This is a genomic window from uncultured Sanguibacteroides sp., from assembly GCF_900543425.1.
GTDB lineage: Bacteria > Bacteroidota > Bacteroidia > Bacteroidales > Marinifilaceae > Gabonibacter.
Map to the genome: position 1 here is coordinate 1 of NZ_UQRQ01000014.1, position 26,302 is coordinate 26,302.

Below are 26,302 nucleotides of genomic sequence, written 5' to 3' on the forward strand. Positions count from 1 at the left end.
AAATTCTTGACATCTCTCAATATTTTTATAAACGCTTTCCAAACAGGATGCAAATAACGCACTTTTTATTCAAACTATCAAATGTTTCGATAAAAAAGTTTCTATTTTTTTTCTCAGCTCAATACAAACCATAAAAGAAGCAAGAAAACAATGATAGACAGCCACTCCTGCCATGTTTCCTTCCGTTGTTTTCCCCCTTCTTTCCCCGGAGTTCGCCTCAAAATATCTAAAAACTCTCCCGTAGGACAAAAATAATTACACCAAGGACGACTGATAAAGACTGAAAATAATAAACAAGTTAATGCAAAAGCGATCATTCCCCCCGATGCAACCGATACCAAAAAAGCAGAAAACGGTTCAAGAGATGTCAAATCCAACGGAACTCCCCACAATAACAATCCCACAATACCCAAAAAGAATGTGATCCGGGTATACCTTAAGATCATTTTCACTCTTCTTCCCAACGCTATTTTCTTTTTCCGTACCTTCCCCATTAATTCCTGTGCTGCCCCGAAAGGACATAGATAAGCACAATAATAAGAACGATTAAAAAACAACGGACATATCACCGCTAACAACGCAATAACCGGCAACAACACACGTATCCCCCACGGAATTCCATTCAACAACCAACCGTATAACAGTTCCAAGGATATAAAACTACCGCTCCAAAAACCAAGTATTAAAATAGACGCAACTTGTAAAGCCAATCTGTATCTTTTCATTATTGTCCCCCAGAACAAACTGAACAGAGCCAAAAGAACTACCAAACCTCCTAAAGCAAGGCGTAATAAAGTCAACACGTTACCATTCCCCGCATAACCTTGTTCATTTAGATACTCACCCACGGCTCTTTTGATCCCCATTCGAACGGCATCGCTGGTTAAAGTTGCTCCACTAACGGCCTCGACCTCCATTTTTCCCACCTCTTCTATCCGCTTTCCGTTCCAACTATCCCAAAAACCTCTTTTTTCCAAACGCCTCACAAAACCCCGGGATTCATTATTCTCCAATAAAGTTAACCCCAACACGATATTTTCGTCGGATACAGCCAAAAATAAAGGTACAGGTCCGGCATACCCGATTAAATCATCTGCAATAGGGGTCGTTAGAATAAGTTTCCCCACTCCCTTCTCTCCCTCTTTTACATCATATTCCACCGGGGAGATTCGTTTTAACTCCGTATAATGAGGAAAATATTTTCGTATGGACTCTTCCGGAATCCGGACCTCCTTTTTCTCTTCTTTCGAATCGTTGCTTATTTTTTTCTCTTCCTTAAAATTGTGAGAAATCAAAAACAAGACCGTACACAATAAAATAATCCGGGGCAATTTCGCCACAAAAGCTTCAACATTTCTTCTCACTTCCATAATTCGACTTACTTTTCGGCACAAAAATAACTAATTTTCCATTCCATTTCCCCCGGTAAAAATGAAAATTCGATAAGATGCCATTCTAAGAGTTAAATACCCAAATAGATTTGCGAGCCTCTTTTTATTCCCCTACTTTTGTCGCATAAAATCAAACTTATTTACGTATGTACAGAGCAGAAATACACACAGAAAAAGGAGTTATGAAAGTTCGTTTTTATGAAAAAGACGCCCCGAATACGGTTGCCAACTTCGTGAAATTGGCCAAATCCGGATTTTACGACGGACTGACATTCCATCGGGTAATTCCCAATTTTGTTATTCAAGGGGGATGTCCGGACGGCACGGGAGCCGGAGGACCGGGTTATACGATAAAATGCGAACTTGATGGAGATAACCAGTACCACGACCGGGGAGTTTTATCCATGGCCCATGCAGGAAGAGATACCGGAGGATCGCAATTTTTTATCTGTTGTAATCGTCAAAATACCGCACACTTAGACAGAAAACATACCTGTTTCGGAAAAGTGTATGAAGGATTGGAAGTGATCGATGCCATTCGTCCCCGAGACGTGATCACCAAAATCGTAATTATCGAAGAATAGTTAGTTGTTTTTAAATAAATCAAATAGCCGAAGTCTCTCGAGAGCTTCGGCTATTTACTTTATATCAAGACATCACTTATTTGGCAAAAATAGCAGCCAAAGCGATGGAATTCAATTTAGCATCTACACTATCTCCCCGGGAAGAAAGTACACTCGGAGCGGTAGCACCTACCAAAATAGCTCCCTGGCGGGCATTTGCCAATTTCGTGTTGGTTTTATAAAATACATTACCAGCCTCAATATTCGGGAAAACCAAACAATCGGCCTCTCCGGCTACCGGAGAAGTAATCTTCTTTATTTGAGCAGCCTCCTTATCAATAGCCACATCCAACGCCAAAGGTCCGTCTATATCGATATTTCCCAATTGACCCCTTTCTCCCATTTTAGCAATCACAGCAGCATCCATGGTTGATTCGACCTTAGGTAATACCTGCTCGGTAGCGGAAATTAAAGCCACTTTCGGACGAGCTATTCCCAAGGCATTGGCCGTCTGGCTTACATATTTCACGATAGCCAATTTTTGATTCATATCCGGAGCCGGTATAATGGCAGCATCACTTGCGATCAACAGCTTATGATAATTCGGGCACTCCATAACCGCAACGTGAGACAACGTTGCCTTCGGAGGTAATAAACCACAATCTTTATTTAAGATAGCACGCATATATTTATCCGTACTTACCAATCCCTTCATGATAATATCAGCTTCCTTATCCCGCACCATCTTTACAGCCAATGCCGCAGCTTTCGTATCTACCGGTTCGTGAACAATTTTAAATTGTGAAATATCATATCCGTGTTCTGTACATACCTTTTTGATCTCGTTTTCGTCACCACACAACGTAGCCTCAACGATTCCCATTTCAACAGCCTTATGAACAGCTTCAATAGAGTGACTATCGTTAGCAAAAGCTACAACCAACCGTTTTTTCCGGGTATTACCCTTCAGTAATTCGTAAATGTCATCAATCTTAGTTATTGCCATAACTTATAAAATTTTAGTTCTGTGAATGTATTTTTCTAATTTGGAAGCAAAAGTAACTCTTTTTACGAGAAACAGAAACAAAAAAAAGCATTTTAATAAGAAATTGTAAACACGGTATCGATTCCGGGCCACGAGGAGTTTTCTTTGTAAATTCCATGATAATCAAATCCAAATTTCACAATAAAAAAATACCTTTGTGATGAAATCAATCGAGTGCATCGAAACGTGTCGCTTAAACGAAATATAATAGCTCTTTACCTCATAAAAATCTCCAAATGGTTTACCCTTGTTATGCCGATTATCGTGCTGTTTTACAAGGATTGCGGTTTGGACATGACGGATATTTTCATTTTAAAAAGTATCTATTCCATCGCTATGGTTTCCTTGGAAATTCCGACGGGTTACCTTGCGGATGTTTGGGGAAGACGCAACTGCTTGATTGCAGGTACTATTTTAGGATTCGGCGGCTTCAGCTGCTACTCTTTCTCCGATACGTTTTCAGCTTTTTTCATGGCAGAAATCATGCTTGGATTCGGTCAAAGTCTCGTATCGGGAGCTGACTCGGCCCTGTTATACGACACGATGATTCATTACAGAAAAGAAGAATCCTACTTGAAATATGAAGGACGAGTGACGATGATCGGTAATTTTTCAGAGGCCTTCGCGGGTATTTTCAGCGGTTTATTAGCAGCCTATTCCCTACGCTTTCCTTTTTATGCTCAATCCTTCGTCGCTTTTATCGGTATTCCGGCTGCATTCTCTCTTACCGAATACGCCGCTAAAACCAGAATTACGAACTCCTTTTCCAATATTTTAAAAATCATACAATATTCCTTATTTACGAATCGACAACTCTGCTATAACATCATGTTCTCCGGGATCATCGGAGCTGCAACTCTAACCATGGCCTGGTTTGTTCAACCCTTATTAATCGAACTCGAGACTCCGACTTCTTGGTTCGGAATTATCTGGACGGTTCTAAATCTCACCGTCGGTATTGCAGCTCTCTATTCAGATCAACTGGACAGATACCTGGGAACACATAAAATGTACGCTTTCATCCTCTTTTTCATCGTGGGAGGCTACATAGCCGTTTCGTTGAACATCAATTATACCGCTCTTGTTTTTCTTTTCTTCTTCTACATCGTACGAGGATTTGCCACCCCCATATTAAAAGGGTATATCAATCAAATCACGTTCTCGGAGATGCGGGCAACGGTGCTCTCTATCCGTAATTTTGTGATTCGCCTCCTCTTTGCAGCCATGGCCCCACTTGTCGGATGGCTTAACGATGCTTACTCTCTCTCCGTGGCACTACAAGCCACCGCTGCTATCATCTTTATCCCGGGCCTTCTATTCCTTATTCTCGAATGGCGCTATAAAAAATAAAAATCCCCCGGATTTATTGTTCTTCCAGGGGACGTATTCTCTCTGTCGTTTTCTTATTTTACCCTATACTTTTCATCTGTCATATCGAAACTCTTTGCCTCAAATAATCCCAGCTCACTCGCGGGAAAAGCATTTTTCGGCGGGTTATGACCATCGTAAATACTGGCAAAATCATAAACGCTATCGGTTGTCAACCAGACCCATATCTCGGGATAAACATCTTTAATGTGTTTAGCCTCCTTGGGATAATTAAACCAATCGTATCCGCATACATATCCTTCTTCAGCCGTATACTCGCTTCCGGTAGTTGTGATGACCAAACCGTAAGGTAATCCGTTTTTATCAAAAGACTGACTTAAATAATTGGTAGAAATTGCGTACAGTTCCGTACCACCATCCACCTCAATATACCACTCTACCCGCATAAGTCCGCTACCTTCAATCTTAGATATATCCCAGTTTCGTATTGTCGAACCCAAATAACCGTTTTTTTCACCCTTCTGGTTACTCGTTGTCCCGACCGTATTGATAAATCCCTCTTGAGATTTGAAATACTGAGTACGACAATCTGCCCCAACAGGAGTAATCAACCCTTTAAATACTTGTTTTTCACCCTTGTACACGACACATCCTAATTTTATCGGTTTCGTGGAACCGAGAGCTACAGGTTGTACTCCAAACGCAAAAATAGAACCTTTCGTTTGATAGCGGACGTGAATCACCAGATCATTATAATCATAATCTGCATTCTTAGAATCCTCAAAACAAATCACTTGAAACATCTGAGATTGATTCCCGGTAAAATTAGGATACTGGTCATCGGGTATAAAAGAAGTAGATACGCTTCCCGTCTTGGCTTGAGACTGTTTGGGAATCCATATCGTCATCGGAGTATTGGCTTCCGCAATCGTCACTCCGGAACACTTCACTACAGTAATATGTCCCTCTCTAACCGGCACCTCATAAGATTCGCTTGTAATAAAATGATTAACATCAATATCTTGGGGAGAAGTTTTAGACCCCATATTTTTTTCCTTGATACAGGATATCGATAATATCATCAAGCATAGTAAGAACAAATTCTTCTTCATAGATTTAGCCATTAAAAAATAAATTCTAATTTTGATAAAAAATTCACACAGAAAAATTCTTTTATATTCTATATAGCATAAATTTATACAAATACAAAGGTAATTAAATTTATTTTCACAGAGGTAATTCTTACTATAAGAATTATCATTTTTTCATAAAAAATGATATAACAACTTATTTACGATTCTTCTTTTTTGATAAAAAAATCGGCCATAAATTACTATTACGGCCGATTTACAAGAAAATCCTCAACTTTCTATTTTACTTTTTCAATTATATCCGTCAGGGAATTAAATACATCTTCTACGGTTCCGTGACCATCTACAGAATTATATTTTTTCAAAGCTTTGTAATGATCCGCTACAGGTAACGTCTTTGCCTGATACTCTTTGAAACGATTTTCAATCACCGTCTCGTTATCATCGGTACGCCCCTCAACTTTCGCCCTCTCCAACATCCGGCGCATCAATTCGTCATGAGGCACTTCAATACTGATCAAGGCATTTAAAGGGTGCCCCGTTTTAGCCAGCATCTGGTCCAAAATTTCAGCTTGCGCTACCGTCCGAGGGAAACCGTCAAACAAAAAACCGTTTACTCCGTCAATATGGGCAATACTATTCTCGATCAACGCTACCACAAATTCATCCGACAATAACTCGCCCTTATTAATAATTCCGGCAGCCATTTTACCGAATTCCGAGCCTGTCGCAATTTCTTTACGGATCATATCTCCTGTTGAAAGATGAGCCAGATTGTATTTTTCCACAATCTTTTTTGCCTGAGTTCCTTTACCTGCGCCCGGAGGGCCAAACAAAGCAATATTTAACATGATAATAAATTATTAATATATTAATTGGTTACAACGTAATTTTCCGTGCACAAAGGTATACTTTAATCCAAATTACCGAATACGATTTCGGAAATATTTTAGTATTAAATTATAAACAAAACCGTAACCATAAGTATAAAACATTTACCTCCGTACACAATCTTGAAGATCGCTTTTTTTTAGTAATTTTGTCCCTCAAAATAAAGTGATATGAGCCAGAGAAAAGTAAAGCGCAAAGCACCCACCTCCAAAAGGAAGAAAAGCCATTCAGCTCGTTTTCTCAAAAATATTTTTCTTGCCATTCTATTTTGCGGGATGTTATTGGCTTTATTCATCTGTTGTGTCTATTTCGGAGCTTGGGGAAAAATTCCGGATTACCGAGATTTACGGGAAATCCGAAATTATGAAGCTTCGTCGTTATATAGTGATGACGGAGAGCTATTAGGCAAATATTACATCGAAAACCGGACGAATGTCATGTTCGACAGTATATCTTCTTACGCGATCAACGCATTGATTGCCACGGAAGATGTTCGATTTTATGAACATCACGGTTTTGACAAAATCAGTATGCTCCGGGTCGTTGTCAAAACCCTGTTACTGGGAGACCGTAGCTCGGGCGGAGGCAGCACGCTCAGTCAGCAACTGGCAAAAAACCTATTCCCGAGAGAAATCAAAAGCCGTTTCATGCTTCCCGTCATCAAAGTCAAAGAGATCATTACGGCTCATCGTTTGGAAAAATTGTATTCGAAAGATGAAATACTGACTCTTTATTTGAACACGGTCTCTTTCGGAGAGGATACTTTCGGTATAGAAAGTGCCGCTCAAAAATATTTTTCAACAACAGCAACCCATTTAACGCTTCTGGAAGCCGCTACTTTGATCGGCATGTTAAAAGGGCCTACCTACTACAATCCACGTCTCCACCCCGAAAGAGCTTTACAACGCCGCAACACGGTAATCAATCAGATGGTCAAATACGACTATCTCACGGAAGAAGAGGGAAACTTCCTGAAAAAAGAAAAATTGGAGCTGGAATACAGACCCATTAATCATTATTCCGGACCTGCACCCTATTTACGGGAGCGTATCAGGCAAGATGCCGCTCGAATCATCCAAAAATACAACGAGACATACGGAACCTCTTATGATCTTTATAAAGACGGTTTGACGATCACGACCACATTGGACGCAGAGATGCAACGTTACGCCGAAGAGGCCGTTCAACAACATATGAAAAACCTTCAAAACACTTTTTATACCCATTGGGGAAAACAAGACCCCTGGTACAAAGATAAAACAATACTGGACAATGCTATCCGACAAAGTGAGATATATCAATCTCTTCAGCAACAGGGATTATCTGAAAAGGAGATTTTAAAAGAGATGGGCAAAAAGAGACCTACGATAGTTTACAGTACCTACCAGGGCGAAACGAAGATGGAGATCTCGCCGATCGATTCCATAAAACATTATTTAAAATTTCTGCATCCGGGAGTTATTGCCGTAGAACCGCGAAGTGGCAAAATTAAGGTATGGATAGGGGGATTAAACTTTAAATACTTCCAGTATGACCAAGTACTCGCTCCCCGGCAAGTGGGTTCCGTTTTTAAACCGGTGATATATAGTGCGGCTATCCGCCAGGGAGCCCAAATAGATGCTTATTATAAAAACGAACAGAAAAGTTACCCGGATTACGACGACTGGACACCTCGTAACTCCGACAATGAATACGGAGGTTACTACACCTTAAAAGGAGCATTAAGTCAATCCATCAATACCATTGCCGTTGAAGTCCTGTTACAAACAGGTATAGAAAATACCATCCGGCACGCCCGTCAACTCGGCATAACGAGCGATCTCCCGGCCGTCCCGTCCATTGCACTCGGAACAGCAAACATTCCACTCAATGAAATGATTTTGCCTTACATATGTTACGCGAACAACGGGATACGAGTCACCCCCTATTATTTGCAAGAGATCAAAGACCGGGAAGGACGTCTTATCTACAAAGCTCCAGAACCGGAAAAAGAGGAAGTCATGTCGGCCGAGGAGGCCCGGTTAATGTCTTATATGCTTTCGGACGTCATTCGGGAAGGAACGGGAAGAAGACTGATTACAAACTACGGGTTAAACACGGCTATTGCCGGAAAAACAGGTACGACTCAAAATCAAGCGGACGGATGGTTTATCGGTTACAACCCGCGCATTGTCGTGGGAATACGGGTAGGAGCCAATAATGCCCAAATTCATTTCAACTCTATTGCTTTAGGGCAGGGAGCCAATATGGCCCTTCCCATATTCGGATTATTCATGCAGGAATGCCTTAAAAGCAACACTTATGCTTACTGGGGAAAAACGAGCTTTCCCATGCCTGTATTGTATAAAAAAGAGGAACTGGAAAAACCTGTATTCAAAGACCATATGAATATTCTGGAAAAAATGACCAATCACAAAATAGAAAGAATAACAAGAAATGATACGATTACGCCTCAAAAAGAGAAAAAAGGATTCTTTCGACGCATCGGCAATTTATTTAAAAAGAAAAATAAGAATTAATTACATATCCCATGAAGAACAAAAATAAAATAACCCTTCTTATGGCTCTACTGATTTTGATTATCGTTTTCAGTATCATATCCGTGATTACCACTCCTGCCAGCATGCGCTTCAGCTGGAATGGGATCAATCCCTGGAACACGGTAAAAGGTGTATTCTATATGTTCAATCGTTATATACATGTAAATGCATGGGTCAACTACTCCCTCACGGTACTTCTTATTGCTTACCTATGGTGGAGAATCTATGCTTTGGTCGGACGGTTCAGGAGACGTCAATAACGGTTTTCCTTAACTGTCAGACGATAACCATCCGCGTAATCATTTTCTATCGCAATAGAAGGGTCCGCAGAAAGAATTTTCCTTAACGTTGAAATGTAGCGCGCTAACTCTCGCTCTTTGGTTTCGTTATGCACTCCCCAAATATTTTCACACATCTCCTGTTTCGGACATAATTCGTTCAAACGCATAGAAAGCAAACGCAACACGCGGCTCTCCGTGGCCTTTAATTTATACTCCTCTCCGGACATGGACAATAGACGAGTCATATGATCAAAAGTAGTCAGGGAAGAAACAACACATATACTTAATTCTTTTGATGATTTTTTATGCCGGGCATGTTCAATGGTTTTATTCAGCCGGGCCCAGATCTCCTCCACGCGCATTCCCTTTACCAAGTATTCGTCTGCCCCCTCGTACAATGCATGATAATGATTTAAGGAACTCAAAATAACAATAGGTACGACATCTCCCTTTCCCCGGATCAATTTTATCAACTCGTATCCGTCTTTCCCGGGTAAATCCATATCCAACACCAAAATATCCCAAACCGTACTTTGATAGATCTCCCAAGCTTCATCCCCATCCCGAGCCATGTGTATTTCAAATCCCGCTTTTTCAAAGACTTCGGTATAAGCAATTGCCGATACCAAATCATCTTCAGCGTACAACATTCTCCATTTTTTCTCCATAACGTTCCCTTTAAACAGAATATTTCGGACAAAAATAGAAATTTCTTTCTTATAAAGGTAAAATTACTACTATCTTACTACAATTGCCTATTTACCACTCACTCAAATAAATACTAAACACGGATCCTTGTCCCGGTGTACTTTCCAACCCTATCTTTCCCCCATGCGCCTTTACGATTTTCTTCACATAAGCTAATCCCAGACCAAACCCTTTTACCCTTTTTTTACGATCCTCTCCCCGGTAATACTTCATAAATACTTTTTTCTGCCATTTCTTGGGTATTCCCTTTCCCCTATCCGAGACAGCGATCACGATTCCGTTACCTTTCACATAACACCGTACGGTAACATCGACAATTTCATCCGAATATTTTACGGCATTATCCAGGAGATTCCGGATAACACAAAACAAATGAACGGGAGAAGCATATATCATAGGAACGGGTATACGATAATCCAACTCCATGCACACCTCCTTCTTATTCCGATTAGCCCATTGCTGCTCCTCTATCAATAACAAAATTCCCTCTCTCAAATCGAACATTTTCTTTTCGATATTGGTATCGCAAATCTGACTCAGGGAACTTAACAAAGAGGTACTGGCCCGTCGCATATTGTTCATCTCCGACTCCATAAGATCGTACTTTTTCCGTTCTCCTTCCGGAACAATCTCTCTCGTATTTTCCCGAAGTAAGTCAAGTAAAGTACTCATACTATTCAAAGGGGTATTAAAGTCATGAACAATCTGTTGCATCATTCCCTCCTGCAAAGAGGCCAATTTTCTTTGTCGCCGATTCAGATAAACAATCCCGGCCAAAAGGAATAACAGTAATAAAAACGAAATAAAAATACTTCCCAACTGTTGCCATGATCTCTCCAAAAACAGAGCCAAAGGCAGATCAAAATAAATAGTGAATGTCTCTCCTTCCTTCGATAAAAAAACAGGAGTAGCTATTTTATTTACCGTATCCTTTCCCGTATCGGGAAAAAACGACACAGGCTCTCCCGTCACTCCTTTAGCGACATAATAAAATTCTATTTTTTTCAAATTTTCCGGTAACTCTTCTCTCACCAAACGATCCAAGGAAGAGAAAAAAAACTTTGTCTCAATCCGCCCCGTATCATGGCGACCTTCAATCGAAGGTCGTTCATGAACAACTAAAACGAGCGAATCTATATTTTTCGCCAAAATACCCGTTACCTCATTCCCCCAATGTAATCTTTCGGCCCGATATAAACGGTGACAGATAATAATTTGATTTACAATAAGCAGAAGCAACATAACAAGTACAATCCCACCTATCGTTCCGAACAACTTTTTAATAACCATCCTGCCTTTTTTAAATTTACTACACTCTTACTATATTGTTTTACCGGAGTATCCGAAAAAATACCGCACATTTGTACCGGAGATAATCAATATCTCTCCCGGGACAAATATAGAGAATAATAAATACACAAAAAATGATGTTATGATCACTCTCGTCGATATTAATAAAATTTACCGGACAAAAGAGGTAGAAACACAAGCCCTCGAAAATGTGAATCTTTTCGTTGAAAAAGGGGAGTTTGTTTCTATTATGGGACCTTCCGGTTGCGGTAAGAGTACTTTATTGAATATTATCGGTTTACTTGATAATCCTACCAATGGCCAATTACTGATTGACAAGGTAGAAACGACAGGACTATCCGATAAAGTGAAAGCAAAACTCAGAAACCGAAAGCTGGGATTTGTCTTTCAAAATTTCCATCTGATCCAAGCTTTAAATGTTTTGGATAACGTAGAACTTCCCTTACTTTACCGAAACGGTACGACCTCTTCGGAAAGACGAAAAAAGGCCATGGAGGTATTGGAAAAAGTCGGGCTATCCCACCGATTAAAACATTTTCCCACCCAACTGTCCGGAGGACAATGCCAGCGGGTTGCCATCGCAAGGGCTTTGATCGGCGGGCCTGAAATTTTACTCGCCGATGAGCCTACCGGTAACCTCGATAGCAAGATGGGTTCTGAAATCATAGATATACTTACACAATTAAACAATGACGGTATGACAATCGTTATGGTTACCCATGATGAGAAGATCGCCCAAAAAACCAATCGTATTGTTCAATTCTCCGACGGTAAAATCATATGAAAAAGAAAATAGCCCTATACCTGAAGTCTGCACTCTATAACATAAGACAGAATAAGGTTTACGCTTTATTTTGCATAGTGGGCACGGCACTAACTTTTATTTTTGTAACGATCATATTGCAATTCGGAAATACCTTTCTCAACAACACCCCTCCCGGTGTTAATGTTGATCGTACTATCTCGGTCTCCTGCTGGGAAAAAGATCATCAAGGTCGATATTTGGGATATTTCACGAAAGAAGAGATCCCGAATATTATGAAACATGTGAAAGGATACGAAACGTACTCCTTTATTCAAGGACAACCCCTGAACCTTCTGATCAACGATCAGTTAAAATCGAACTTCATATATTATGTGAATCATGATTTTTGGAAAATTTATCAATTCCAATTTCTGGAAGGACGTCCTTTCACGGAAAAAGAACTCCAGTCTCCCGTTGCCGTCATCACCGAGAGTTGTGCCAAACTCTATTTCAGGAACGGTTCTGCCCTGAACCAAACGATGGAAGCACAAGGGGTAACCTACAAAGTCATCGGAGTTGTGAAAGATTTTTCTTTCATTGTCGTGAATCCGGCCGCAACGATCTGGGCTCCCTACGCATTCAACCACTTCTGGCCCAACAGAACCCGATCTTATGATCTTTACATTATGTTTCCGCGGGATATGCCGGAATCCCAAATGCGTAAAAACGTAGCCAATGCTTTTATTGCCTACAATAAAGAACAAAACCGGGAAATCGAAATCTATCCCGAAGATTTTAACACGATACTAAGTGGTAGAATGAACAGCAAGGGGATAACAGGCATGGATTACGAGTTTTTCCTCATGATTATTCTTCTATTGATTATTCCGGCAGTAAACATCATTACCCTCAATATCGCCAATACGGCTAACCGTTCGGAAGAGATCGGTATCAGAAGAGCCATGGGAGCCGGAAAGATGTCTTCTTTCCTGCAAATTATGACGGAAAATATTCTTCTTGTATTAACGGGTACGCTACTGGGAGTGCTGATCGTATACCCTATTTTTAACGGCATCAACAATATCTTGTTGACAGCTTTTGTCTGCGAGGGAAGCATTCTGTTTCCGGAACTGAAAATAAGCATCGTTCTATTTCAAGTACTGCCCTTGTCTATTGTCTTTAGTTTTCTTGCCGGAGGCTTACCGGCTTATTGGATAGCCCAACGCAATATAGCAGAAATATTGAAAGGAGGTAAAAAATGATCGCACATATTCTTAAACTAATCTGGAATCAAAGAAAGCATTACACAGGGATTTTTATCGAACAGATTTTAGTATTCATCATCTTGACAATCTGTATCCTCTCTTTCAGCGAAAAAGTCCGTCTCTACTTTTCTCCCGGAAACCTAAACACGGAAAATACCATTATTTTTTGGTTAAACGACGCCAATAATCATTCTCCGGAGGAGGTGGGCGAAAAGATACAAAGTCTTGTTTCGAAGATGAGACAAAAATATCCCTCCAGTATCATATCATACGGAGATTTAGCTCCCTATTTAAACGGAGGACAATTCACAAAGAGAGACTCTGTCGTCGTGGACAACCGCAAAATACTCACCAAGATCTATATGTCCGACAAAAACGGTCTGGCCGTCTACCAGCCTCAAATAGAAGAAGGAGAATGGTTTTCCGGTAATTTTCCGGAAGACGGAAGCCTGCCTTTGATCGTCAGTCGACAATTCTTGGAAGAGTCAGGCCTAAAGCATCCTATCGGAAAAAAAATCCAGTACGGTAACTATACCTATACCGTCACAGGGGTCATTTCCGGGATCAAAAACAATCCTTTTACTCCTTCGACCCCGACAATCGTCTTGCCGATAAACGATAAACAAGATGCAAGCTTCGGCGGATTCGACGTTAAAATCGTCGATAGCGATATCGACACCTATGTTCAGGATTTGTACAAAGAATTCAGGAAAGAGTTTCCTGACCCCCTTGATACCCCTACCATAGACCGGATCGAACAATGGAAAATGGGAGAGATATTAGAAACGATCATATCGATCTCATTACAGGCTATCCCGACTCTTTTTCTTTTGATCTTTGCCTTTATCGGCACTTTCGGCCTGTTCTGGATCTATTCCCGAAAACGAAAATCCGAATATGCACTACGCATGGCCATAGGATCCACTCGTTCCCGAATGATCTATCTCGTAATTATGGAAAGTCTGTTTATCACCGGCTTGGCCATGCTACCCGGCTTGCTCCTTTTCTGTTATATCTCGGATTTTACTCCAGGTAACTTATTTACCATGGGAATTACCGTATTCATTATGCTGTTGTTTGCCTTATTTAGTGCCTGGTACCCGGCTTATACGGTAAGCAAAATAAATCCCGCGGAAACCTTACATTATGAGTAACAACATCTGATACAATGAAAACAATATGGACCGTATTATTCGGTTTCCTTTGTCTCTCTTCCCCGGGACAAAAGGAGACCAAAGTGATCTCTTTGTCTGAAGCCATCGAGTTAGCCAAAAGACAATCTACTGATGCTATGATCGTTAGAAACCAATTTCAGGCTGCTTACTGGCAATATCGGAATTTTAAAGCAGATTTACTACCTAATATCACGCTAAAGGGTACTCTTCCGAGTTTCAACCGTACCTTATCGAGTTATTTAAAAGAGGACGGCAGTCATACCTTTGTTTCCAACAATTCTCTGTCCGAACAACTTTCGTTATCTATCTCTCAAAATATTCCATTGACAGGAGGAAGGGTCTCCATTCAATCCGAATTAGAGAGAGTCGATCAACTGGACGGGGAAAAAACGACCAATTATATGAGTATTCCTATCAGTATCTCTTTAAATCAACCCCTGATCTCTTCTCACCCGTTAAAATGGGATAAACGCATTGAACCGGAAAGATTCAAACAGGCCAAACAACAATTTGCCGTAGAGATGGAAAAAGTAGCGATTCAGGCGATCAATCATTACTTCAATCTGTTACTGGCCTTAATAAACGTGGATATTGCCCGGCAAAATCTGGAACACTCCTCCAAATTAGTGGAGATCGCATCGAGTAAAAAAGCCATGGGGCTTATTTCAGATAACGAATTGCTGCAATTAAAACTAAATCTATTGAATGCTTCCTCTTCGTTAATACAGACCCAGCAGGAATACGAACAAAAAATGTTCACCCTTCGCAACTATCTCGGCTATAACGAACAAATCAATATTAAACCGGAAATACCTACGGCATGTCCCGATATCGAGGTTTCTCTGGAAAGAGTAATGGAAATAGCAAATAAAAATAACCCATTCCGTTACGACATCGTTTGTCGATTACTGGAAGCCAAACAACAGATAGCCCAGGCAAAAGCGGAAAGCGGTTTTCAGGCGGACATATATGCGACAATCGGGTATACCGGAAGTAATACGACTTTTAAAAGAACATATCAAAACCTTCAAAACCGGGAAGCCGTCAGTTTAGGGATCACGATTCCTATTCTGAACTGGGGAAAAAGAAAAGGAAAAATCGAATTGGCACGCTCCCGGGAAGAAATTACAAAAGATCAGGTACGACAATCAAGGCTGAATTTTGAACAAAATGTCATTACTATTGTCAGGCAATACCAGGAACAACGACGACTAAACGAAATTGTCCAGCTGGCCGATACCATAGCCCAGCAACGCTACAAAACAGCGTACGAAACCTTCGTGATGGGACAAATAAGCGTATTGGACATTAATGCGGCACAAGTAGAGAGAGACAATGCAAAACGCAATTATATCAATCAATTATCCTCCTCTTGGACTCAATTTTATACCCTCAGGCAATTGACCCTTTTTGATTTTGAATTAAATAAAGATATTATCTACGACGAATTTAAAACCTTAAATTTCTAATCATGGACAGAGCGATTTCACCCGAAATAAAAAAACAACGGAAACAAAAACTAATACTGCAAATCATCATCATCTTCCTTTTTGCCGGGATTGGCTTTTATTCTCTGGTTTATCTGTTTCAACCCGGTATTGCAGCAAAAAATATACGGATATATACCGTCGATAAAGGCCCATTGGAGATATCGGTCTATGCCGTTGGAAAAATAGTTTCTCAGGAAGAACAGATCATTACCTCCCCCGTCTCTTCCAAAATTCTGGAAGTATATAAAAAAGCGGGAGAAAAGGTAGAAAAGGGAGAGGCCTTATTAAAACTCGACCTGGAAACCATAAAAACAGAATACGAAACCAAACAGGAAGAACTTCAAATGAAACGGAATAAACTGGAACTCCAAAAAGCTACCCTTGAAAATCAACTCTCTGAAATGCAAATGCAGATAGAAATCGACGAAATGCAACTCAAGCGATCAAAGGTAATGTTGTACAATGAAAAATACCTGGACAGTATAGGAGCCAGTACCAGCGATAAAGTACGACAGACAGAACTGGACTACAAGGTCAAACAGATGCAGTTCGAACAATTCAAACGTAAATTTGCCAATCAACAACGTACCTCGGAAGCCGAGATCAAATCTTTGGAATTGGACTATAAGATTGCCCGCAAAAACATCGACCTGATGTTTAAGACATTAGGCGAAGCTCAAATACGAGCTCCGCGTTCCGCCACTTTAACTTGGATCAACGATCAGGTCGGTTCTTCCGTCAATCAGGGCTCGGATGTAGCTATCGTTTCCGATCTTACCCGTTTCAAAATAGAAGCCGAAATAGCTGACGGATATGCCGATAAAATCAATTCAGGAAATCAGGTTACCGTAAAAATAGGAAACGAAAAGCTCTCGGGCACCGTAAACAACGTTACTCCGTCCGTAAAAAACGGTATGATCAAATTCACCGTTTTACTTGTAGAGAATAATCATCCCAAACTTCGATCCGGCTTAAAAGTAGATACACATGTTACATACGCTCTCAAAGAAGAAGTTCTGCGGATTGGGAACGGATCATACTACATAGGACCGGGAGAATACGATTTATGGGTTGTTTCAGAGGGAAAGGCATATAAAAAGAAAGTGATGCTGGGAGAAGGTAGTTTCGAGCAAGTCGAGGTTATCAACGGATTGGCAACCGGAGACCAAGTCATTGTATCGGACATGTCCCGTTACCAAAACGACAAAAAAATCCGTATCAAAAACTGACAATCCAATAATTCTGTGATATAGCGATTCAGTGATCCAAAATCAATCATCTAATCATTCAATCACTAAATCACAGAATAACAAAATCTCTATATTGTTATTTTCTAACCTCATAGGTCCTTTTTTATAGCACATTGTACCCGTCCCTGTGGGTTATATCATCTGAACGTAATTTATGATTTATAATTAACATTCAGATATTGCTATCTTTAAATCTAAAATCGTAAATCTACAATTTAAAATCAATTCATTCTCTAACCCCATACACCCTCTGAGACAGATGTTTTACCGCCACAACAAAAAATCCCGTCAATACAAGATTCAATACCAAACTGAGAATAGAGATAATCAACGCGGGCCCGCCTAATTGGTATCCCATAGCAATAACAATAATTCCAGCACCTACCTCTCCCCGGGTAAACATCCCCACGGAAAGAGCCAAACGTTCCAATATATTCCGGTCACGATAGAAAAACAAGGGGAACATCTTTCCCAGATTGGAAAGGAAAGTAACGACAACTACATGAAAAATCAGCATTCCCCACCCCGGCATAGCTTCTCCGCTTGTATCCAATCCGATAAACAACGGCGTACTCAACCCTACCAGAAACATAAAAAGATAAGAGACAAAACCGGAAACCCTCTCTTCGGTAACAGAGGTATGATGCACGGTTTTCATTACCATACCCAACACAAAAGCCGGTAATAGAACCTCAATATGAATAGCCCCATCCTGTCCCATCAAAAACTTCGTCAGCAAATAGATGCTTTCGAAAGCGGCCACAATACAAATCGAATAGATCACGATCGCCTTCCAGGATTGCGGAATATCTAAAGAACTCAACTTTTTCCAACCGAAAATCAATAGAACACAAACAACCAATATAATAGCAAACAATTGCCATTTAAAGCCAATCATCAATATCTGTAAAGGAATCATCAATAAAATAGTATCCAAATCATCAAAGATAGCTAACACCTGTGTTTTTTTATAGATCCACTCTTGTTTTAACCCGGCAGCCGCCAACATGGTAAATAAAATTCCGGCAGAAGTCGGAGCCGCAAATCGACTGATCAATAAATTTTTATCCCAGGATAAACCGGAATCAAGAAAAAAGATATAATAAATAGCAATAAAAATCCAGGGAACAGCAGCCGTGGCCATTGCTATAAAATAATCGGTAGTATAGGATTTCCATCTGGTCTTATCTAACTCGAACTCCCGTCCAACATTGATCATGATAAAAGCAAGACATATAAACATCAACCATTTGGATACTCCCGCCACTATTCCGTATGCCGCTCCCATTGCCGAAGGTAACACTTGGGAAAACAGTAAACCGCATAATAAAAAAATAGAAAACAAAAAAACTTTCTTCATTCGATTAATATATATTACGTAATTTTTCTAAGCCTCCGCAAAGATAATGAAATCCTCCACGCAGGCCGATAGTTTTAAAATGGCAGAGTCTTTAAATACAAATAACAAATATTAATAAAACTCAAACATCGGTTATTCATATTTAATAGTCTCCGGTTTAGATATACGATAATCGAAGAATCCGGTTCTACGCCGACTGGAAATATCTACGTCAAAAGAGTGAAAACCGGGTGGAACTTTAGGATAATAAGTCAAACGAATACTCACGTTCTTAAAAATCAAATTATCATTCCGCAAATTTACACTAACCCCGACCGCCCAATAAGTCTGAGCTTTCAATATGGACTTATTTCCTTCTGCCAAAGCACCGGCATCGACAAAACCGGTTAGCGAAGCACGGAATCCTCGTTTGATATAGGGTAAAAAAAGCGTCGTCGATAAAGAACCGGAAAGCCTTTGATTTCCTTGTAATGTATCGGTATCAAAACCTGTAATCTTGCTATCTTCAAAATAGATATAATCATCGTTGTTTCGTTTAATTCCTTTCACGTACTCCATGCTGCTGTAAAAACGCAAACGATGTTTAGACAGGTGATACAAACGACTAAAATAACTGGCTCCCAGTTTAAAAACCCCGCTTTCGAAATCATACCCATCCATAAAAGATCCCAAAGCCGCATGAAACGCGTAAAAACGATTCGTGTATTTATTAAACCAGGAGTAATGCCATTCCGTTCCCAGATAGCCGTTTTTTGTAAAATCGCCTCTTTCGTATCCATAAAGCAAAGCTCCATACAGACCGGAAGGGATATCCTCCGTCCGTCCAAAATCATAAATCAAATTGGCTTTAAAATACTTCAATTTCATAAAAGCGATCGCTCCGATAAACGTACTCCGATTATAATAATAAGAATTCGAATCGCTGGTTACAATCGGCCGATTGACAAATTGCGTTCCCATGTAACGACCGGTCAAATAAAGATTACGGGTAAAACTGTATTTTTCCCCTAAATAAAAAGATCTCCCTATCCATGTATCGAACAACCGATAGTTAAACAACTCCACGGGCTTCGTAATATCCCGGTCTACCAAGGTCGACGAGGAGTATATCCGGCTATAACCGATACCTCCCGCCCACTTTGTACGAGAGGTTTGAAAAGGCCTGTTCAACGAGAGCGTCAGCATATCCCTGACATAAGTATTCTCATAGCTTCCATAAAAATCTACCCGGGTAGAAAATAAATTATCGACCTGATATTCAATAAGATTACCCCAGCGTTGATCTTTTCTTCCCCGGTAGCTGGCCCGATAATGTACCTGATGGCCTCTTTTAAACAAATTTTTACTCTCTATACCTATATCCGCCGCATTTAAAAAATTACTCCAAACCTCTCCCGTCCAGGAAAATTCATCTTTACAGATCACCAGCAAATTCACCTCATCGGAATTTCCCGGTATCTCCTCTATCTCGATTAAAACATCATCAATATTGGAAAGCCGCTTTAATAAAACTTCATTCTCTACTAATTCAAAAGGATCTACCGCCATCCCGGGTTTTACCGTCAACTGTTTCTTTACGATCCGTTCCGAAGATTTCTGGTGTACATTATTAGCCATCATTCGCAACCAATCGAGACTATCCTGTTCGTATATCGTGTCCCTGACACTCGTCCCGAAAGGCGGAAGAATCTTAACGTAAATATCCCGGATTATTTTCCCCTTGTACTTCTTATACCGATCCTCACTATTTTCCGATTGGACGATATCGATATTATATTTTTTGGGATTAACAAAAATCATTTTATACAACTCTTTCGTCCATTTCCAACGATAAGCCGCATTCTTTATTTTCGTATATTCATAGCGAAGCGTATCACGAATCAGACTATCCGGCTGAAACACGCCGCTCTCGACAATTGTATCTCTCCAAATCTCCTTCTCCCCACGTACATTTTCCGACGAAGGTTGTGCATGACCTTGCCCCCCGACCAATACACACGCTAACACCAAAATCAGACTCCTAATCATTACTACTCTTTCTCTGAAAATTTACTCCGAGACGATCAATTTTTTAAATCCATCGGACATCCACACCTCTTGTTTCCCTTTATCGTCCAAATATACAAAACAAGCCTCCAATTCTGTATTCTTTTCTATGATTTTTTGAGCTTTTTCTCTCCCTAAAACCATAAAAGCCGTTGCATAAGCATCCGCCTCCATGCAGGTCGGAGCATATACAGAAGAACTCAATATATCTCGTTGAACCGGATAACCCGTTTTCGGATCGATCGTATGGGCATACTTTTTTCCATCTATCACGTAGAAATTTCGATAATTGCCAGAAGTTGCCAAAGCACCCTCTTCTATGGCAACGACCGCCTGCAATTCTCTCGTGGAAGCACTCACATCATCCACGGGTTTGTCTATTCCTATCCTCCAGGCACGACTCTTGCTGCTTATTCCTCGCACCCGGATCTCTCCTCCAATATCGACCATGTAATTCTTTACTCCCTTTTTTTCCAAGAAATCGGCTACCAAATCCACGCCTAATCCTTTGGCAATAGAACTTGCATCAAGTTGTACCCCCTCCATGGACTTTACAAGCCGCATGCCGTCTAAGGTCAATTTATTCATTCCGATATATCGTAATAAAGAATCTACTTTCCCTGCCGAAGGCAAGCGCTCGTTCTTAAATCCAAATCCCCAGGCGTTGGATAACGGAGCCACGGTAATATCAAAGGCTCCTTCCGTCATATCATATACTTTCTGAGCCTGAATAAACATCCGGACAAAAAGCGAATCGACCCGATCGCTTTCACCGCGGTTTATCTTCGTAATTACTGAATTGGGGTTAAACATAGAGAGAGAAGAATTTACCCGTTCCATCTCTTTTACAATAGTGGAATCATAATTCGCCGCACTCTCGTAAGAGATAGAATAATAAGTCCCGTATATTTTCCCCTCCATAAACTTGTATTCCTGCTGCCGACAACCAACAACGTTCAACACCAATCCGATAATCAATATCCAGTTCCTCATTTTATTCAATTAAAAATAGTACCCTAAACTAAAGTAAAAACCTAATTTCTTCGTCCAGTTTGACAGACTAAAAGTGACATCTATGGGTCCCACAATACTGTCGTACGAATAACCGGCACCGCCACCCCAGATATCATCACCACTCAAAATATCAAAAAAATTATCCTTTTGCTTGGCGTAATTTCCAATCAAAGAAACATAGTGATTCATCCCCAAACGATACCTGAGATGCAATTTAGCCACGACAAGCGAATTTTCGAACCGCTCCAGGTTTTGTATGCCATAAAAGGGCAATTGCTGTGCGACATATCTTCCGGCAACTTCCCCTCCCATGCTATTCATATAGGGATAAGCAACATTTTTTCCTATCAAAATCCGGCCGTAAATAGAAGGCAACATTTTTACCCGCCGAGTGATTGAAATGACAGAAGTAAAATCAAACCCCAAGGCAGAGAAAGGAGTCCCGTCATTATAAGTTACAAAATTATCCGTGTAAAAAGAGTAATCCACTTTTAAGGAACTCCCTCTCGTGGGATAATAGCGTTTATCAAAAGTCTCGACATGAGCCAATCCATAATAAACGAAAAATCCCTCCGGTTTCACGTTTATATTATGCTCCCGATCCGCGTATAAAAAAGCATCATAATCGAAATACTCATACCGTAAACCTAATTGAAACTTTAAGTTTTTAAAATAGATATCCGAAATGCTCAAATCTCCCCGATGAAAAGTATAAGTTATATTGTCTGTTTTTTTCCCTTTCACGTATATATTCAAATCATTGTATTTGAACATATAGGAAAGATTAAAACGTCTTAAAAAGGTATTCCCCAAAGAATAATCCAACTGCACATACGGGTTTTTACTCAGCCGACCGGTCAAGGAGAGACGGGAGCCTCTAAGAGTCCTATGACTGATGGTCGTATTTAATAAAATAGCTGCCATCTCTTCCGTATCGAAACGAAATCCAAGATTCAACGAACTCATGGATTTCTCCTTCAAAATCAATTCCAAATTACAGTTAGGAGCATTGGTTAAACGGTAACTGACGTGAGCAAACGCTCCCGTACCGTATAACTCCGCAATAGCCTGGTGTATATCGCGGGTAGTGATGTGAGTATAGTTCTTCAATCGTATTTTTCTCTTCAACCACTTTTCATCCCGTTCATCAATTCCTTTTATAACAATACGATTCACCCAAATCGTATCACTTTCAAGCAATTCGTTCTCTATCTCTTTTTCTTCTTTCGCCTCTTTCCCTATTCCGATCTCTTTCTTCAAAGCAATCAGCTCATCCCACTGACTTCTGGCAACCTCTTCTCCGCGCATGATTAAAGTATCGATAGCCTCCCGGGAGAAACTTGCCGCCGAATAAGGAGCAACATTCGGTTTTATATACACGTTCAATAACTTCTTATTCTCTTCATACTTTTGAATTCCCAAAAAAGAGGTCATCTGATCGATAATACCCGTTACGGACTCCAACCCTTTAGCATCCCTCAACTCAGCTTGTACATCAACTCCGATCAAAATATCGGCACCCATTTGCTTCGCCAAATCTGCCGGAAAATTATTAGAAATTCCACCATCAACCAATACCATGCCATTTTTAAGTACCGGAGCAAACACGCCGGGAATAGCCATACTCGCCCTCATTGATAAGGGTAAACTACCTCTATCCAAAACGACCTCCTTTCCGTCCACCAAATTACTGGCAACACAGGCAAAAGGGATAGGCAACCGGTCAAAATTCAATGAATCATGGTAACCGATCGTCAAATCGGAAAAAAGATTGTAAATATTTTGCCCGCTAATAAAACCGGATGGCATTTTTATCTCCCGGTTATTGTTAATCGGAATAGAAACCAAGTACTTCTCATTTACCTCTTTTTCGGAAAAAGGCAAATTATAACGGTATACCTTATCGCTCAATAAAAAGATCCAATCCTGTTTTCGTACCAGACTGTCCATCGTGTGGGCATCATATCCAATGGCATACAAAGCCCCCACGATAGCCCCCATACTCGTTCCGGCAATATAATCTATCGGTATCCCGGCCTCTTCCAACACTTTCAGTACCCCAATATGGGCCACCCCCTTAGCGCCCCCCCCACTCAACACCAGCCCCACCTTTTTACGCTGAGCATTCCCATCCAACACGACAAAAAAAACGATAAGCAACAATAACAATCGTCTCATACAAACATTTTTAATTCAGCTTTCATTACCCCTCCGTTCAATCTTCCCAAATGTAGTGATTTCTCCTGAATTCATCATCGTACCCGGCAAAAAAACATCTACTATTCACAAATTAAATCTATTAAAGAAATATCTATCTTTACATTTTTACAATAAAATAAAAAGGCTTTTACCGACGATTCGTTTTATTTCGCTATTTTTGCCAGAACTGTGGAAAAAAGGAAAAAATATGACAAAGATATTGGTAATTGATGACGAACGAAGCATTCGAAATTCAATGAAAGACATATTAGTGTACGAAGGGCATGAAGTCCTTTTAGCAGAAAACGGTATGGAAGGCTTGGTAACCGTAAAATCGGAAAAACCGGACATCGTTTTTTGTGACATTAAAATGCCGAAAATGGAAGGAATAGAAGTACTGGAACGCATTAAGGAGTTTTCCGCCGATACTCCCGTTATCATGATCTCCGGACACGGTACGATAGATACGGCTATCGAGGCGATTAAAAAGGGGGCTTATGATTTTATAGAAAAACCTCTGGACCTGAATCGCTTACTGATTACCATAAAGAACGCTACCGACAAACATCAACTCATACACGAGACAAAAACGCTGAAAAATAAAGTCAGCAAAAAATACGAGATGATCGGTCATTCAGAGGCTTTGAATCATGTACGCTCAATGATAGAGAAAGTAGCTGTTTCGGATGCACGGATTTTAATTACCGGCCCGAACGGATCCGGAAAAGAACTGGTTGCCCATCAACTTCACGAACTCAGCAACCGCCGGGATAACGCTTTTGTAGAAGTCAACTGTGCCGCAATACCCTCCGAACTGATCGAAAGCGAATTATTCGGACATGAAAAAGGAGCTTTTACCTCTGCCATAAAACAGAAAAAGGGAAAGTTCGAACTTGCTAATGAGGGGACCCTGTTCCTTGACGAAATCGGAGACATGAGCTTAAGTGCTCAGGCAAAAGTATTACGAGCCTTACAAGAACAAAAGATTACACGGGTTGGAGGAGACACGGATATAAACGTAGATGTACGGGTAATTGCCGCTACCAACAAAAATTTAAAACAAGAGATTGAAAAAGGAAATTTCAGGGAAGACTTATACCATCGCCTTAGTGTCATTATTATCGACGTTCCGCCTTTAAACCAAAGAACCGAAGATATCGAACCGTTAGCCAACTATTTCATCAACGAGATTTGTTCGGAAATGGGAATTGCCACCAAAGCGCTTACCCCGGATGCCGTCAAAGCTTTAAAGGAATGCGATTGGACGGGTAACATTCGGGAACTTCGTAATGTCGTAGAACGTTTGATTATTCTCTGCGGTCAGACCATCACAAAAGAAGATGTTGAAATGTACAGGTAACGAGACACTATGGGAAAAGACAATAAATTACATATAGTCCTATTGGGACGCAGAAATAATGGAAAAAGTTCTCTTATTAACCTATTAACGGGACAAGAGATTGCCATTGTTTCCGAGATTGCCGGAACTACAACCGACACGGTTAAAAGAAGTTATGAAATCCCGGATTTTGCTTCCGTTATTTTCATAGATACGGCAGGAATTGACGATTCCGGAAAACTCGGAGAAAAACGGATAGAAAAAACTCGAAACGCAATCGCACAAGCCGATATCGCCATCGTCGTAATCGCCCACAACCGATTCGGTCAGGAGGAAGAAGAATTAATCAACGAGCTAAAAAAGTTAGAAACTCCTTTTATCATCCTTCACAACAAAAGTGACGAAGAGGCTCTGCTTCCCGATCTTGGAAGCAAATTAGTCAAAACATACAACTGTCCCGTTATCGATTTTTCTACTTTTACTCGACAGAATCATCGCATTATCGAAGCATTGAAAGAAGTATGGAAGGATCGGCAGCAGGGACCGAAATCTCTAATAGGAGACCTACTCACTCCCGGAGATATCGTTCTGTTGATAGCCCCCATCGATTCCGAAGCTCCGGCCGGACGTTTAATCTTACCTCAAGTACAAATGATCCGGGATATTCTGGATAATCACTGTAGCGGAATCGTCTTGCAACCGGAAGAGATCGCCTCTTTTCTGGAAAATACCAAGATTCGTCCTAAAATGGCCATCACAGACAGTCAGGTTTTTAAAAAGGTAGCCCCCATCGTACCTACGGAAATACCCCTGACCAGTTTCAGCATCGTTTTGGCCCGGCATAAGGGTAATTTTGAAGCTTATTTAGAAGGAACGGCACAGATTGAAAACCTAAAAGAAGGAGACCGCATACTCATGCTGGAATCCTGCTCGCATCACGTTTCCTGTGAGGATATCGGACGCCATAAAATTCCCAACTGGCTCCAAACGTATACCGGTAAAACATTTACATTTGACTTTATCGTGGGATTGGATGCCATTACTCGTCCCATCACCGATTACGCGATGGTTATTCAATGCGGAGGATGTATGATTACCGGTAAACAATTAAAAAACAGGCTTCAACCTGCCATCGATGCAGGAATACCGGTTAGTAATTACGGCATGACGATCGCCTACCTGCACGGCATTTTCAACCGGGCCATAGAGATATTTAAAAAATCGGGAAATTGAAAACTTCCCGATTTTTAATATGAAAGAATCGCTAAA

The 26,302-nt window shown here is 40.5% G+C and carries 21 protein-coding genes; 11 read left to right on the forward strand and 10 right to left on the reverse strand.

The annotated features are described in order from the left end of the window. Window positions 1–113: 113 nt before the first annotated feature. A complete protein-coding gene (locus QZR76_RS08955) occupies window positions 114–1,370 on the reverse strand; it encodes a 4Fe-4S binding protein (protein ID WP_294142375.1) in 1,257 nt (418 codons plus the stop codon). 167 nt (window positions 1,371–1,537) lie between these two features. Here QZR76_RS08955 and QZR76_RS08960 point away from each other — a divergent pair, with 167 nt between their 5' ends. After that, on the forward strand, window positions 1,538–1,975 hold the full coding sequence (locus QZR76_RS08960) for a peptidylprolyl isomerase (protein WP_041503814.1): 438 nt from the start codon (window positions 1,538–1,540) through the stop codon (window positions 1,973–1,975). 76 nt (window positions 1,976–2,051) lie between these two features. Here the strand turns inward: QZR76_RS08960 and QZR76_RS08965 are convergent, their stop codons facing one another. Further along, window positions 2,052–2,960, reverse strand: coding sequence for a phosphate acyltransferase (locus QZR76_RS08965; protein ID WP_294142377.1), 909 nt, complete (start codon window positions 2,958–2,960; stop codon window positions 2,052–2,054). Window positions 2,961–3,251: 291 nt separating this feature from the next. Between QZR76_RS08965 and QZR76_RS08970 the strand changes: the two genes are divergently transcribed. Next, a complete protein-coding gene (locus QZR76_RS08970; protein WP_294142509.1) occupies window positions 3,252–4,349 on the forward strand; it encodes an MFS transporter in 1,098 nt (365 codons plus the stop codon). A gap of 53 nt (window positions 4,350–4,402) precedes the next feature. On the opposite strand, the gene QZR76_RS08975 is transcribed toward QZR76_RS08970, so the two are convergent. Together QZR76_RS08975 and QZR76_RS08980 are read right to left on the reverse strand one after the other, a co-directional pair. Next, window positions 4,403–5,440: a hypothetical protein gene (locus QZR76_RS08975; RefSeq protein ID WP_294142379.1), complete on the reverse strand. Its 1,038-nt coding sequence runs from the start codon at window positions 5,438–5,440 to the stop codon at window positions 4,403–4,405. A gap of 257 nt (window positions 5,441–5,697) precedes the next feature. Further along, window positions 5,698–6,270, reverse strand: a complete 573-nt coding sequence (locus QZR76_RS08980) for an adenylate kinase (protein WP_294142381.1) — start codon at window positions 6,268–6,270, stop codon at window positions 5,698–5,700. Window positions 6,271–6,480: 210 nt separating this feature from the next. Between QZR76_RS08980 and QZR76_RS08985 the strand changes: the two genes are divergently transcribed. Then, a complete protein-coding gene (locus tag QZR76_RS08985; RefSeq protein ID WP_294142383.1) occupies window positions 6,481–8,829 on the forward strand; it encodes a transglycosylase domain-containing protein in 2,349 nt (782 codons plus the stop codon). A gap of 11 nt (window positions 8,830–8,840) precedes the next feature. Beyond that, entirely contained in the window at window positions 8,841–9,110 is a 270-nt protein-coding gene (locus tag QZR76_RS08990) for a hypothetical protein (protein WP_294142385.1), read from the forward strand. Here the strand turns inward: QZR76_RS08990 and QZR76_RS08995 are convergent. Both QZR76_RS08995 and QZR76_RS09000 read right to left on the reverse strand, forming a co-directional pair. Next, window positions 9,104–9,799 (reverse strand): response regulator transcription factor, encoded by a 696-nt coding sequence (locus QZR76_RS08995; protein WP_294142387.1) that lies wholly within the window; start codon window positions 9,797–9,799, stop codon window positions 9,104–9,106. The genes QZR76_RS08990 and QZR76_RS08995 overlap by 7 nt on opposite strands. A 91-nt stretch (window positions 9,800–9,890) precedes the next feature. Next, window positions 9,891–11,129 (reverse strand): HAMP domain-containing sensor histidine kinase, encoded by a 1,239-nt coding sequence (locus tag QZR76_RS09000; RefSeq protein WP_294142390.1) that lies wholly within the window; start codon window positions 11,127–11,129, stop codon window positions 9,891–9,893. 142 nt (window positions 11,130–11,271) lie between these two features. Here QZR76_RS09000 and QZR76_RS09005 point away from each other — a divergent pair, with 142 nt between their 5' ends. The 5 genes from QZR76_RS09005 to QZR76_RS09025 are packed head-to-tail and all read left to right on the forward strand — an operon-like array spanning window position 11,272 to window position 17,054. Beyond that, the gene (locus QZR76_RS09005) at window positions 11,272–11,934 is read left to right on the forward strand and encodes an ABC transporter ATP-binding protein (protein ID WP_294142391.1); all 663 of its coding nucleotides are present in this window, start codon (window positions 11,272–11,274) and stop codon (window positions 11,932–11,934) included. Continuing rightward, window positions 11,931–13,157, forward strand: a complete 1,227-nt coding sequence (locus QZR76_RS09010) for an ABC transporter permease (protein WP_294142393.1) — start codon at window positions 11,931–11,933, stop codon at window positions 13,155–13,157. Before QZR76_RS09005 ends, QZR76_RS09010 begins: the two co-directional genes overlap by 4 nt. Further along, window positions 13,154–14,314: an ABC transporter permease gene (locus tag QZR76_RS09015; protein WP_294142395.1), complete on the forward strand. Its 1,161-nt coding sequence runs from the start codon at window positions 13,154–13,156 to the stop codon at window positions 14,312–14,314. Before QZR76_RS09010 ends, QZR76_RS09015 begins: the two co-directional genes overlap by 4 nt. A gap of 14 nt (window positions 14,315–14,328) precedes the next feature. Beyond that, window positions 14,329–15,804, forward strand: a complete 1,476-nt coding sequence (locus tag QZR76_RS09020; RefSeq protein WP_294142397.1) for a TolC family protein — start codon at window positions 14,329–14,331, stop codon at window positions 15,802–15,804. 2 nt (window positions 15,805–15,806) lie between these two features. After that, window positions 15,807–17,054, forward strand: a complete 1,248-nt coding sequence (locus tag QZR76_RS09025) for an HlyD family efflux transporter periplasmic adaptor subunit (protein ID WP_294142399.1) — start codon at window positions 15,807–15,809, stop codon at window positions 17,052–17,054. A gap of 247 nt (window positions 17,055–17,301) precedes the next feature. Here the strand turns inward: QZR76_RS09025 and QZR76_RS09030 are convergent, their stop codons facing one another. The 4 genes from QZR76_RS09030 to QZR76_RS09045 form a co-directional block, all read right to left on the reverse strand. Next, window positions 17,302–18,435: a cation:proton antiporter gene (locus QZR76_RS09030; protein WP_294142401.1), complete on the reverse strand. Its 1,134-nt coding sequence runs from the start codon at window positions 18,433–18,435 to the stop codon at window positions 17,302–17,304. Window positions 18,436–18,567: 132 nt separating this feature from the next. After that, entirely contained in the window at window positions 18,568–20,463 is a 1,896-nt protein-coding gene (locus tag QZR76_RS09035; RefSeq protein ID WP_294142403.1) for a hypothetical protein, read from the reverse strand. Between the two features lie 21 nt (window positions 20,464–20,484). Further along, window positions 20,485–21,474: an FAD:protein FMN transferase gene (locus QZR76_RS09040; RefSeq protein WP_294142405.1), complete on the reverse strand. Its 990-nt coding sequence runs from the start codon at window positions 21,472–21,474 to the stop codon at window positions 20,485–20,487. Between the two features lie 9 nt (window positions 21,475–21,483). Continuing rightward, window positions 21,484–23,673, reverse strand: a complete 2,190-nt coding sequence (locus QZR76_RS09045) for a patatin-like phospholipase family protein (protein WP_294142407.1) — start codon at window positions 23,671–23,673, stop codon at window positions 21,484–21,486. A 229-nt stretch (window positions 23,674–23,902) separates the two neighbouring features. Between QZR76_RS09045 and QZR76_RS09050 the strand changes: the two genes are divergently transcribed. Further along, the gene (locus tag QZR76_RS09050) at window positions 23,903–25,054 is read left to right on the forward strand and encodes a sigma-54 dependent transcriptional regulator (RefSeq protein ID WP_294142409.1); all 1,152 of its coding nucleotides are present in this window, start codon (window positions 23,903–23,905) and stop codon (window positions 25,052–25,054) included. A gap of 9 nt (window positions 25,055–25,063) precedes the next feature. Then, window positions 25,064–26,266 (forward strand): [FeFe] hydrogenase H-cluster maturation GTPase HydF, encoded by a 1,203-nt coding sequence (gene hydF / locus QZR76_RS09055; protein WP_294142411.1) that lies wholly within the window; start codon window positions 25,064–25,066, stop codon window positions 26,264–26,266. Window positions 26,267–26,302: the final 36 nt, after the last annotated feature.

Excerpts from the sequence above, each read along its gene's own strand:
- QZR76_RS08955 (WP_294142375.1), bottom strand. The coding sequence starts at position 1,370 with ATGGAAGTGAGAAGAAATGTTGAAGCTTTTGTGGCGAAATTGCCCCGG.
- QZR76_RS08960 (WP_041503814.1), top strand. The coding sequence starts at position 1,538 with ATGTACAGAGCAGAAATACACACAGAAAAAGGAGTTATGAAAGTTCGT.
- QZR76_RS08965 (WP_294142377.1), bottom strand. The coding sequence starts at position 2,960 with ATGGCAATAACTAAGATTGATGACATTTACGAATTACTGAAGGGTAAT.
- QZR76_RS08970 (WP_294142509.1), top strand. The coding sequence starts at position 3,252 with ATGCCGATTATCGTGCTGTTTTACAAGGATTGCGGTTTGGACATGACG.
- QZR76_RS08975 (WP_294142379.1), bottom strand. The coding sequence starts at position 5,440 with ATGAAGAAGAATTTGTTCTTACTATGCTTGATGATATTATCGATATCC.
- QZR76_RS08980 (WP_294142381.1), bottom strand. The coding sequence starts at position 6,270 with ATGTTAAATATTGCTTTGTTTGGCCCTCCGGGCGCAGGTAAAGGAACT.
- QZR76_RS08985 (WP_294142383.1), top strand. The coding sequence starts at position 6,481 with ATGAGCCAGAGAAAAGTAAAGCGCAAAGCACCCACCTCCAAAAGGAAG.
- QZR76_RS08990 (WP_294142385.1), top strand. The coding sequence starts at position 8,841 with ATGAAGAACAAAAATAAAATAACCCTTCTTATGGCTCTACTGATTTTG.
- QZR76_RS08995 (WP_294142387.1), bottom strand. The coding sequence starts at position 9,799 with ATGGAGAAAAAATGGAGAATGTTGTACGCTGAAGATGATTTGGTATCG.
- QZR76_RS09000 (WP_294142390.1), bottom strand. The coding sequence starts at position 11,129 with ATGGTTATTAAAAAGTTGTTCGGAACGATAGGTGGGATTGTACTTGTT.
- QZR76_RS09005 (WP_294142391.1), top strand. The coding sequence starts at position 11,272 with ATGATCACTCTCGTCGATATTAATAAAATTTACCGGACAAAAGAGGTA.
- QZR76_RS09010 (WP_294142393.1), top strand. The coding sequence starts at position 11,931 with ATGAAAAAGAAAATAGCCCTATACCTGAAGTCTGCACTCTATAACATA.
- QZR76_RS09015 (WP_294142395.1), top strand. The coding sequence starts at position 13,154 with ATGATCGCACATATTCTTAAACTAATCTGGAATCAAAGAAAGCATTAC.
- QZR76_RS09020 (WP_294142397.1), top strand. The coding sequence starts at position 14,329 with ATGAAAACAATATGGACCGTATTATTCGGTTTCCTTTGTCTCTCTTCC.
- QZR76_RS09025 (WP_294142399.1), top strand. The coding sequence starts at position 15,807 with ATGGACAGAGCGATTTCACCCGAAATAAAAAAACAACGGAAACAAAAA.
- QZR76_RS09030 (WP_294142401.1), bottom strand. The coding sequence starts at position 18,435 with ATGAAGAAAGTTTTTTTGTTTTCTATTTTTTTATTATGCGGTTTACTG.
- QZR76_RS09035 (WP_294142403.1), bottom strand. The coding sequence starts at position 20,463 with ATGATTAGGAGTCTGATTTTGGTGTTAGCGTGTGTATTGGTCGGGGGG.
- QZR76_RS09040 (WP_294142405.1), bottom strand. The coding sequence starts at position 21,474 with ATGAGGAACTGGATATTGATTATCGGATTGGTGTTGAACGTTGTTGGT.
- QZR76_RS09045 (WP_294142407.1), bottom strand. The coding sequence starts at position 23,673 with ATGAGACGATTGTTATTGTTGCTTATCGTTTTTTTTGTCGTGTTGGAT.
- QZR76_RS09050 (WP_294142409.1), top strand. The coding sequence starts at position 23,903 with ATGACAAAGATATTGGTAATTGATGACGAACGAAGCATTCGAAATTCA.
- hydF (WP_294142411.1), top strand. The coding sequence starts at position 25,064 with ATGGGAAAAGACAATAAATTACATATAGTCCTATTGGGACGCAGAAAT.